Source organism: Pseudoalteromonas sp. 2CM28B (assembly GCF_023161935.1).
Map to the genome: position 1 here is coordinate 1 of NZ_JALNTH010000078.1, position 7443 is coordinate 7443.

10 protein-coding genes are annotated in these 7443 nt (G+C 37.5%); 6 read left to right on the forward strand and 4 right to left on the reverse strand.

Annotated features, from left to right (window positions below):
* Window positions 1-498: 498 nt before the first annotated feature.
* The 4 genes from MTN96_RS36410 to MTN96_RS36425 all read left to right on the forward strand — a co-directional run bounded on the left by MTN96_RS36410 (window position 499) and on the right by MTN96_RS36425 (window position 2635).
* Entirely contained in the window at window positions 499-984 is a 486-nt protein-coding gene (locus MTN96_RS36410; RefSeq protein WP_069439162.1) for a hypothetical protein, read from the forward strand.
* A 120-nt stretch (window positions 985-1104) separates the two neighbouring features.
* Complete coding sequence (locus MTN96_RS36415) at window positions 1105-1656, forward strand: cytochrome b (RefSeq protein WP_248534775.1); 552 nt, start codon at window positions 1105-1107, stop codon at window positions 1654-1656.
* A gap of 247 nt (window positions 1657-1903) precedes the next feature.
* Window positions 1904-2143 (forward strand): hypothetical protein, encoded by a 240-nt coding sequence (locus tag MTN96_RS36420; RefSeq protein ID WP_248534777.1) that lies wholly within the window; start codon window positions 1904-1906, stop codon window positions 2141-2143.
* A 186-nt stretch (window positions 2144-2329) separates the two neighbouring features.
* Window positions 2330-2635, forward strand: coding sequence for a hypothetical protein (locus MTN96_RS36425; RefSeq protein WP_069439160.1), 306 nt, complete (start codon window positions 2330-2332; stop codon window positions 2633-2635).
* 136 nt (window positions 2636-2771) lie between these two features.
* On the opposite strand, the gene MTN96_RS36430 is transcribed toward MTN96_RS36425, so the two are convergent.
* The 3 genes from MTN96_RS36430 to cadR form a co-directional block, all read right to left on the reverse strand.
* Entirely contained in the window at window positions 2772-3176 is a 405-nt protein-coding gene (locus MTN96_RS36430; RefSeq protein WP_248534779.1) for a MerC family mercury resistance protein, read from the reverse strand.
* A 102-nt stretch (window positions 3177-3278) separates the two neighbouring features.
* On the reverse strand, window positions 3279-3656 hold the full coding sequence (locus MTN96_RS36435; protein ID WP_248534781.1) for a MerR family transcriptional regulator: 378 nt from the start codon (window positions 3654-3656) through the stop codon (window positions 3279-3281).
* Window positions 3657-3698: 42 nt separating this feature from the next.
* The gene (gene cadR, locus MTN96_RS36440) at window positions 3699-4088 is read right to left on the reverse strand and encodes a Cd(II)/Pb(II)-responsive transcriptional regulator (RefSeq protein WP_248534783.1); all 390 of its coding nucleotides are present in this window, start codon (window positions 4086-4088) and stop codon (window positions 3699-3701) included.
* 78 nt (window positions 4089-4166) lie between these two features.
* On the opposite strand from cadR, the gene MTN96_RS36445 reads away from it, so the two are divergent.
* The gene (locus MTN96_RS36445; protein WP_036972175.1) at window positions 4167-4898 is read left to right on the forward strand and encodes a transglutaminase family protein; all 732 of its coding nucleotides are present in this window, start codon (window positions 4167-4169) and stop codon (window positions 4896-4898) included.
* Window positions 4885-5772: a cation diffusion facilitator family transporter gene (locus MTN96_RS36450; RefSeq protein ID WP_002962252.1), complete on the forward strand. Its 888-nt coding sequence runs from the start codon at window positions 4885-4887 to the stop codon at window positions 5770-5772. The genes MTN96_RS36445 and MTN96_RS36450 overlap by 14 nt, the downstream gene beginning before the upstream one ends.
* Window positions 5773-5856: 84 nt before the next feature.
* Here the strand turns inward: MTN96_RS36450 and MTN96_RS36455 are convergent.
* Window positions 5857-7443 (reverse strand): efflux RND transporter permease subunit (locus tag MTN96_RS36455; protein WP_248534786.1); only part of this gene is annotated, 1587 nt, incomplete at its 5' end.

Consider the following 7443-nt stretch of genomic DNA (forward strand, 5'->3'; position numbering starts at 1 on the left):
CCGAGCAGGTAGCGGCTCAGTCCAACAAGCGATTATGCAACACAAACAGCGTGTCGCATAAATACTAAAATGTTATGTTTACTTAGATATGGAGTTTCTAAATTGAAAGAAATAGTAATCGATATACTGTTTGTTGGCCTATTGGTCGTCCCACTCGTTTTACACTTTTCTCCAAGCTTGGTTGAAAAGTTGATTTCCACTTTTGATAAATCTAGTGCCCAAAGCACTAGCTACCTTCTTTCGTTACCTATTTCTGTGTATTTGATTTATGAGATGTCTTCAAAAAGTAACTGGGCTGCCAAATTAAGCCTGCTCGTTGCTTTTGTACTTTTCTTCACAATTTACGCATCTGCTCTATCATGTTTATTTCAACGAGTCGGTAAACATAACAAAAGCCTTAACTCCGACAATGATTAGTTGTCATGGTTTTGGCAAACAACGCAAAAATCCATGCCAACACATTGCGTGTTAGGCGGGCGTTAGCATTATTGGAGGTTTATGAAAAATTTAGCAATTTACAATGCTGATAAAGTCGAATATCAATTCTTTGATGCTCCAGAAGACGAAATTAGAAACAGTTTAGAATTAAGGGCGGTTTTGGTCAAAGCTCTCGATTTAGAAATCATTTATGATCAAATAGTTGAAGCTTATTGGGATTATAAAAATAAGGTTAACTATTGGAATTTGCGGTCAGTTTCCTCTCCATATGCAGACTACATTTTGAATCATGAAATTCGTAGTTCATTAAATAGACTTGCGTTTAATCTTTTTAACTTGAGCAAATTATATCTAGACTGGCATTATAATAATTTAAAAGAACGTTGTTTTTCTTTTGAGTTAACAAATGACCCTACGGTAAAACAAAAGATTATAGAGCATCGAAGTTACATCTATGATACGAATTTACATTATGTAGTTGGTTATAATCCCAAGTATATTTACTCATGTTTTTTAAAATATAAATTTTATGTTTTAGATCACTAAATGCTTAGTAATGATAGGTTACTTTGTAGTGGGGTAGGCTACTTTTTTAAGCTCTAAAACAGCTAAATGGTCAGTAACTTTATACGATTAATATAAGGTTTAATTTTTTCGAGGGGCACTATGAATTTAAAAAATACAACAACTCATTACAATACACTCTCCATTGCTTTGCATTGGCTTATGTTCATATTGATAGTCGCTGTTTACGCAAGCATTGAACTGCGCGAATTATTCGACAAAGGAACAGCAACCCGAGATGCCTTTAAAATGTGGCATTTTATGCTTGGTTTATCGGTTTTAGCCTTAGTAAGCGTTAGGCTAATTGCTCGCATAGTAGGTGGTTCGGCTCCTGATATAAAACCACAGCCAGCTAAATGGCAAAATAACCAGGCCAAACTAGTGCATGTTATTTTGTATGTGTTCATGTTTGCTATGCCTATTGCTGGATGGTTAATTTTGAGCATGGCGGGCAAACCAATTCCGTTTTTTGGTCTAGAGCTGCCGCCATTGGCCAGTAAAGATTTAGACTTAGCTAAAACCATAAAAGAGCTGCATGAAACCGCTGGGGAAGTTGGCTATTACTTGATTGGACTACATGCAGCCGCCGCCTTATTCCACCACTATGTTTTATCTGATAATACGGTTGCACGAATGCGTTTGCCTAAAAAATAACAGCTAATTAAGTGGTTAACCCGTTGTTTTCGCACATATTCAAGGATATGTGCGACGCGCGTATAGTGTTCTATTTAGATCTGCTTAAAGATAATAGAAAACTTAGTGATAGTAATATCTTAGCTAATTTGTTAAAACTGTGTAAAGTATACATATGAGTGTGGTCGGAGCAGAAAGATCCGCCCTTCGCGCACTATAAAATTATCCGTATAAAGGGTTTTCAACAATTGATGAGGCGCGTAGTTGGGTGTTGAAATTTAGCCACTGGTATAATTTTAACCACAAACATAGTGGCATCAAATACGTCAGCCCACATCAAAGGCATTCAGGATTAGCGGGTGACATATTGGTTAATAGAAAAGAAGTTTATCAAGGTGCTAAAGATGCTCACCCTGAGCGCTGGAGCGGTAATATCCGTAATTGGGATTTACCAAAAGAAGTGTACTTAAACCCTGAACAAAATAGTGTCAAGGCTGAGAGTGCATAACGTAGTGATCGCGACAACTAGTTTGACAAACACCGTAATTTACGTGGTCATAGTCAGCATAGTGCTTTACCAGTCAGAAGCTTCACTACTGGAGTACGCTACGATCAAGATAGTTCAAGTCAAACAGCTCACTTTAATATTTATTATTACTACGAAGACTTAGTCAAAGCAGGTGTACCCAAAAAGGTGCTATCTAAAGACATTAAGCTTGAACTGACAGACATAATAGATGGCTTCATATACGCTATTTCTCAAAAGCATATGTTAAATCGAGAGCTAACTGATGGTGTCATCAACAACGCTCGAACTTCTATTGTATCAATGTGTCAGAACTATGCTGATATTGCAGGGTATGAAGCCTACAGATGTGAAGTTCAGTTAGAAAAGGGGAAAAGGGTTGGTTTGTCTCTCGATTGGTTTGAAGTTTTTGACCACTTAAGCGAGAAGCATGGGAATGCTATTAATTATTCAAATATTACGTTTGAAAAATAATGCTAACAAACGACTATGGCTTCAATATACTTTTACTAATCTTTATAAGCGGTTTCCCAGGTTACGCGTAACTCACTTTTGTCCATCGACGATTTATCAATATAACTCACCTTTGCCCCATAATAAGTTAACGTAATTACTCTAAGGGGCTTTGAGCGAAAAGCAGACATTGACCGTTAATCGTTTCAACGACGGCAATTAGCCATACGTTGCATGTTTGCTCCCTTACTGGTTTTACGATATCCAAAACCGACATAACGACCATTAAGCAAATACCAAAGTAAAATAGGTATGTGCTCCAATCATATAGCCAAAGAGGATAAAGCGTTAATAGCACTGCTACAGGCCCTAGAATGCTGAAGACAGCTCTGGTATGGTTTTTATTTTTGTGCGAGTTGTATAAGTTTACCAATAGTTCCAAAGATGCAAAAATAGGTAAAAGCGTATTTACAGCTATTCCTTCGAAGTGAGAGAAGAAGCCTAGTCCTAATGCCGATGTAAGTGACCTTAATGCAGGGAAGCAGGCCGTGCCGCTAGCCAAACGCCACTAGAGCCTACTCTGTCTAATATTTTATTTATCACTTGAAAGTCTATTGGTTGATATTACCATCATTCTAAACTCCGTATATAAGTACGGAGTCAATCATTTTAATGAATCAATTATGGGGCAATGTGTTGGATCTTCGTTTTGCATACAGGTATTTGTCATATCCACAATTACTTTCTCTAAACGTTGAAGGTCATTAATTTTGTCTCGAATGATTGCTAACTTTTGTCGGCTTAATAGCTCAACTTGAGTGCAGTTGCTGTCCATAGACATTAGCGATTTTATTTCTCTTAACGTAAAGCCGAGCGCTTTGGCTTTTGTGATAAACCTAAGTTGTCCTGCTATTGTTTCGTCATATTGTCTATAACCAGATATTGGTTTTTCAGGTTGTGTAATCAGCCCTTCTCGTCCATAAAAACGAATGGTTTCTACATTTAAATTTAATGATTGTGCTAATTTGCCAATGGTTTTCATTATTGCCTTTGTGAATACTACTAATCTAAAGTTATATTTAGTTTAGCTATCCAATGATTTGATGATGCCGCACGCTTCAATTGTATTGTCTGAACTACAAGCACTTGCCATCTGTTGTAATTCAGCTTTAAGCGCCCTTAATTCTTTCATACGTTTATTCACTAGTGCAAGTTGCTGATCAATTAATGCATTAACGCTAGAGCAGCTTTCTTCTGGCTTATTTTTTAATTCGATAAGACGTTTAATATCATTGAGTGATATATCTAGGCTGCGACAATGCTTTACGAATTCCAATTGTTTAAGTGCTTTACTATCATACAGCCTGAAATTACCTTCTGAACGGTTTGGATTTAACAGTAATCCTTCTCTTTCATAATATCTAATCGTTTGTATTGAACAGCCCGATTTTTTTGACAATTCGCCTATTTTCATCAATTTCCCCCAGACATTTGACTCTATAGTTACTATAGGATCTATAGTATAGGTATGCAACGAAAGGGATATATAAAAATGACTGAGAAATATTTAAACAATACGAATATCGTTAATTTTGAACACAAAGATATCCAATCCCTGATCGATCAACGAGGGTGGAAAAATTTGGATAATTTCAACAAAATTGGTGCCGCTTATCAGTTTGTAAAAGATGAAATAATGTTTGGCTATAACAAGAGTGATGATATTTCAGCAAGCGATGTGCTAGCAGATGGTTATGGACAATGTAATACTAAGGGTAATCTGTTAATGGCACTATTGCGTGGACTAGGTATCCAGTGTCGTTTCCAAGGTTTTACCATTGATCAGCAACTACAAAAAGGTGCTATCCCAAGCTATGTATTTTGGTTAGCACCTAAATACATCATTCATAGTTGGGTAGAAGTTTACTTTGAAGGGCGTTGGATAAACTTAGAGGGCTTTATATTGGATGAGCAATACTTAAGCTCACTACAGCAGAAATTTAGCCAAGCAAAAGATGAGTTTTGTGGTTATGGTGTTGCAACAAAGTGCTTATCTTCACCCGGTACGGATTGGCGTGGAGAGGATACCTATATTCAAAAAGAAGGTATTCATGACGACTTTGGGCTTTATGATTCACCAGATAAGTTCTATCTCGAAAAAGGTACTAATCTATCAGGTGTAAAACGTTGGTTGTATCAACGAGTGATCCGACATTTGATTAATATGAATGTATCAAAAATAAGAAATAAAAAAGTACTGGAGGTACAAAATGCACAACCATAGTCACAGTCATCAGCATGGTAAAGACGACCGGATTGGTTGGGCATTTTTCCTTAATGTGATATTTACCATTATCGAATTTATAGGTGGTTGGCTCACAAACAGTACGGCGATAATGGCGGATGCCGTTCACGATCTTGGTGATAGTCTTTCAATAGGTTTTGCGTGGATTTTAAGTCGTTTTTCAGATAAAGAAGCATCAGACAAATTCAGCTATGGTTATCGCCGACTTACACTTTTTGGTGCATTGGTAAATAGTATTGTTTTGATTATCGGCTCTATTTGGGTTTTATTTGAAGCAATACCTAAGCTGTCCAATCCTGAAATGCCTGTAGTTGAGGGGATGTTAGGGCTAGCCATACTCGGTGTTGCCGTAAATGGTTATGCGGTATTCAAATTAAAAGCGGGTGAAACACTAAATGAAAAAGTGCTGACATGGCACCTACTTGAAGATGTACTCGGTTGGGTTGCCGTTCTTATAGTCTCTATTGTATTGTTGTTCGTTGAACTGCCGATATTAGATCCTCTATTATCAATAGGGTTTACGCTGTTTATCTTATTTAACGTTTTCAAAAATCTTAAATCAACATTGGTGCTTTTTCTTCAAGCTGCACCCGATAAAGAGACCCAAGAGCGTATTAAGCAGTCATTAATTGAATTTCCTGAAGTAAATGGTATACACCATATGCATTTTTGGTCACTGGATGGTGAAAGTCACGTTTTAACAGCGCACCTTGAGCTGAGTGACAACTTTGACGTTAAAGAATTAATTAAGCTTAAACAAGAGGTTGCAGCTAAATTATCTTCCTATCATTTATCGCATACGACGATAGAGTTTGAGTTTTTAAATGAAAATTGTAGGGATGAAGCAGAGTAAGTTTTATCAATAAAATTTAGGAGCATACAATATAAAAAGCAGCTTAATTAGGCATAACTTAGTAATTAAGCTGCTTTTTTGCTTTTAGATTTCGTCGGATTGCTGTTTGTTACTCTCAGCGCCATGCGCCCATTGATATAAAACAGGCAATACAAACAAAGTTAAAATGGTAGAAGATACAATACCGCCGATAACAACTGTTGCTAGTGGTCGTTGTACTTCTGCACCAATTCCAGTGTTTAACGCCATTGGAATAAAACCTAAACTTGCGACCAGTGCCGTCATTAAAATAGGTCTTAAACGAATGATGGCACCTTCAATGATCGCTACGTATAGGTCGCCTTTTTCATGCCAAAGATCTCGAATAAAAGCCAACATAACCAAGCCATTTAATACTGCGACACCTGACAATGCAATGAAGCCGACACCTGCCGAAATTGATAAGGGCATGTCTCTTAAATAAAGTGAAAATACGCCCCCTGTTAATGCTAAAGGCACGCCACTGAAAATGATTAATGCATCTTTTAATGAACCAAATGCTATAATCAAAATACCTAGGATAACAACCAATGTTATCGGTACAACTAGGCTTAATCGCTTACTTGCTGATTCTAGTTGTTCAAACGTTCCACCATAATCAAGCCAGTATCCTGCTGGAATTTCTCCTTCCTGATTAATTTTAGCTTTAACTTCTTTTACAAAACCGCCTAAATCTCTACCACGAACATTGACGGTAACCACAACTCTTCTTTTTCCGTTCTCTCGGCTAATCTGCGCGGGTAAAGACTCTGATTTAAGCTCTGCAACTTCTTCAATTGGCACATAGTTACCATTCTCAAGTGGAAGCGGCAGATGCTTCAAGCTATCGATATCCGTTCTTATTTGCTCTGGTAGGCGAACAACTAACTCAAACCGTCTGTCACCTTCATAAATGATCCCCGCAGATTCACCGCCAATCGCAGTGGCAACCCAGTCTTGCAATTCGGTAACGTTCAATCCATACCTACCAAGCGCTTCTCGTTTAGGAATTACTGATAAAGATGGAACACCTGTGACCTGTTCCATTCGAGCATCAGCGGCACCATCCACGGTTTTCACAATATTTAGAATATCTTTTGCGGTAAGTAATAACCGATCCAAATCATCACCAAATATTTTGATGCCGACATCAGCTCTAACGCCAGAAATCAATTCATTGAAACGCATTTGAATAGGCTGAGTGAATTCATAGTTGTTGCCTGGAATGTTTTTCAGTACTTTTTCCATTTCTTCAACTAATTCACTTTTTGGTTTTGAAGGTTCGGCCCATTCTTTACGTGGTTTTAAAATAACAAAGATATCAGCAATACTCGGTGGCATTGGGTCGGTTGCTACTTCTGGTGTGCCAATGCGCGAGAATACTTTATCAACTTCAGGAAACGCTTTAATACGTTGCTCAAGTACTTCTTGCATTTCTACTGATTGCTCTAGGCCAGTCGATGGAATTCTTAATGCCTGTAGTGCAATATCACCTTCATTTAATTGAGGAACAAATTCTGTCCCAAGCGTAGTTGCTAACCAAAGGCTATACCCCATTAACAGCGTTGAGAATGAAACAATAATCCAACGAAATTTCATCGCCATTTTTAACAATGGTTCATAAATAGACTTGGTTGAACGAATAACTACACT